Genomic DNA, 2,789 nt, shown 5'->3' with positions numbered 1-2,789 from the left:
AGATACAGACAAGAAGGATGATAATCGGGAGTAGCAGTGCATTCAATGGTCGCATAGAAGAGTATTAGTTACACCCTTACTAAAAAGGCGATTGGTGTGCAGTTCCCGTTCCCGGAGAGGGAAATATTTATGATTTGAATGGTTCAACCCTGATATTACCAAGTGAGAGAGATGTCGCGACGGAATACGCGTTTTTCACGGGATATCCTGTATCAGGAAGAATATTTCGGGGGCTTCCCGGATGCACCAGAGTACCTGGCTGCAAAAGATCCGGAGAGGTACAATCGAAAACAGAAACGAAATGAGAAGGCGCCGAAGAAGTCCCCGCTGCGGGTAAGAGGCGATCCCCTCCCTGAAATCGATCTCTTCCCGGCGAAGAAGAAGATACGAGGTAAGTCTGAAAGTTTTGATTCTGATCGATTCTTCTGAGATTATTGTAAGGAATTAATAGCAGGGCTTCTGATCCCTACTTCCAGTCCTTCTTCATCGCCTCTCTCCGCATCTCCTGCGGCATCAGCTCGATTGCGTACCGGAGAGCCGTCCGGGGCATCGCCCTCTTCTTTGCCTGGACATAAGCGAAGACTTCGTCCCGGTGCTTCCTGCTCTCCTCTTTCAGCAGCCACCCGTATCCTTTCTGCACCAGATCCTCGCAATCCTCAAAGAGGAGATCTGCGATCCGGAACGCTTCTTCGAGGAACTCTCCCTTCTTTGCAGGGACGATCAGGGAGACGGCGGCAGCGCGCCTGAGCCACCGGTTCCTGGATTCCGCCCATCTATAGAGCCGCTTTGTGCAGTCCGGGTACTGCACCAGGAGATCGCCGACGGTATGGTTGCAGAAGGTGTCGCAGGTTGCCCAGTTTGTTACATACCTCTCGATCCAATCTTCGAAGATGACCAGATCCGCGGGCTCGAACCGGTCACTGAAATGTGGCAGCCATTTGGATGCTATGAATGATTCCTCAAGGTAGCCTGAGGAGAAGAGGTCTTCGCAGAGGGAGAATACCTCATCTCTCCCAAGTGTTTTCAGGGCAGGGAGATGGGATCTCGCAATTTTTGCAACCTCAGCCGTCTTCATGCCGTAGGAGGTGACCTCCTCCTTAAAGAACCGTTTCCCACTCTCTGCGAGTGCCGGATCCGCTCTCTCCCTGAGGGTGGATCGGATCTCTTCAAGCATGGTATCCATACCAGAGATCTCCATTTTCAGGCAATAGAGGTTCCTCTTTATGCATCATCCGGACAACCCCCTCATTGATACCTGATCAGCCTGGTGATGTACCTGTGTGCCCAGAAGAGGGCAAAGAGGCCGCCGCAGGTGTTCCCGGCAACAACCCCCCACCAGACCCCGACTTCTCCATAGGAGAGCGAGATGCCGAGGATCCAGATGAAGACTGCGATAAAGACGATGTTTCGGAAGAACTCAAGGATCAATGCCGATATCCCTCTGCCTGTTCCCTGGAAGATGGCGGAAGAGAACATGCCTGCCGGGACAAAGGGGAAGAACCAGCAGATGGTCCTGAGAAATGCCGTGATACCCGGTGCGAGATGTGCACTTTCAGCTGAATAGGTGAAGAATACTGCAAGGTATGGTGCAAGCAGCCAGGTGGCGGCAGTCAGGACGAGGGAGATGAGAAGACCGTATCCCAGCGCAATTCTCTGGACAGAGCGCAGCCGCTCGAACTGCCGTGCTCCATAGGATGCCCCGGTAATTGATATGAGGGCAATCGAGATACCAATCAGCGGGATGATCGAGAAGAGCACCACCCGCCATCCGGCAGTATAGACCGCCACCGCATCGTTCCCGGTCGTGGTCACCAAAAGGGCGTTGATCAGGATCGCCACCGCCGACATCATCACGAACTGGAGGCTGCCGGGGATGCCGACTTTGATGATATCCATTGATATCTCCCGCTCAGGCCGGATCTCTGATCTCCTCAGGGTGACATAGGTGGAGCGCTCGATAAAGAGCCAGTAGAAGATCAGGCCCGATACCATGAGGATCGAGATGAGGGTTGCCCACGCAGCACCAGCAACCCCAAGCCCCATCGGGTAGATCAGGATCGGGTCGAGGATACAGTTGATCACAGCCGATGCACCCATCGCATACATCGTCTTCTTTGTTGATCCTTCTGCATTGAAGATCGCATAGGAGATGGAGGCAAAGAGGAGGAACGGAGTTCCTGCAAAGACGATCCTCGCATACTCGGCAGTCAGTGCCGTTGCATCCCCGGCACCAAGAAGTGCGGCAAGCGGTTCTGCCCGGAAGACAAGAACAGGGGTGATCAGGGCAGCGATGATCAGGATGAGGCCGATCCCCTGCATCGCTGCCCGGTCAGCACCTCTCCGATCCCCTGCTCCTATCCGCCTGGCTATGGCAGAACTGACACCGGCGCCAAGCCCGTTCCCAAGCCCGATCAGGATCAGGAAGAGCGGCGTGACAAACCCGACTGCGGCGAGTGCATCTTCCCCAAGACCCGCCACCCAGATCGCATCGACAAGGTTGTAGATGGACTGGAGGAGCATTGCGATGATCACCGGGATTGAAAGAGCAATGATTGCCTTCTTCGGATCGCCGGTGAGGATGGAGACTCCCTTATGGATGGACTGATCGGTGGGGTTCATAGTATCATGGAATTATAAAATTTGTCTTTAACTGTATTCATCTCAAGACAAATAATCTCTCCGAAACCAGAATCCTGCATATCATATCATCTCTGCACATTTTCCCAATGTGAACTTCCGGGAAACCTTTTTGATGAAGTATACAAAAGAACCTCTATGGATAGTCCGCC

General features: G+C 53.4%; 3 protein-coding genes. 1 reads left to right on the top strand and 2 read right to left on the bottom strand.

Annotated elements, in window-relative coordinates; genetic code table 11:
• Positions 1-171: 171 nt before the first annotated feature.
• Complete coding sequence (locus tag QCH34_RS10145; RefSeq protein ID WP_300333680.1) at positions 172-429, top strand: hypothetical protein; 258 nt, start codon at positions 172-174, stop codon at positions 427-429.
• Between the two features lie 37 nt (positions 430-466).
• On the opposite strand, the gene QCH34_RS10140 is transcribed toward QCH34_RS10145, so the two are convergent.
• Both QCH34_RS10140 and QCH34_RS10135 read right to left on the bottom strand, forming a co-directional pair.
• Positions 467-1,183 carry a DNA alkylation repair protein gene (locus QCH34_RS10140; protein ID WP_300333678.1) on the bottom strand — a complete coding sequence of 239 codons (717 nt, stop codon included), beginning with the start codon at positions 1,181-1,183 and terminating at the stop codon, positions 467-469.
• Positions 1,184-1,245: 62 nt separating this feature from the next.
• Positions 1,246-2,619: an MATE family efflux transporter gene (locus QCH34_RS10135; RefSeq protein WP_300333676.1), complete on the bottom strand. Its 1,374-nt coding sequence runs from the start codon at positions 2,617-2,619 to the stop codon at positions 1,246-1,248.
• Between the last annotated feature and the right edge of the window lie 170 nt (positions 2,620-2,789).

Source organism: Methanocalculus sp. (assembly GCF_029762515.1).
GTDB lineage: Archaea > Halobacteriota > Methanomicrobia > Methanomicrobiales > Methanocorpusculaceae > Methanocalculus.
Note: the sequence above shows the minus strand (reverse complement) of the source record. Positions and strands in the feature narration are given on the sequence as shown.

What these genes read in the sequence shown, in the direction of transcription:
- QCH34_RS10145 (WP_300333680.1), top strand. Translation starts at nt 172, where the DNA reads ATGTCGCGACGGAATACGCGTTTTTCACGGGATATCCTGTATCAGGAA.
- QCH34_RS10140 (WP_300333678.1), bottom strand. Translation starts at nt 1,183, where the DNA reads ATGGATACCATGCTTGAAGAGATCCGATCCACCCTCAGGGAGAGAGCG.
- QCH34_RS10135 (WP_300333676.1), bottom strand. Translation starts at nt 2,619, where the DNA reads ATGAACCCCACCGATCAGTCCATCCATAAGGGAGTCTCCATCCTCACC.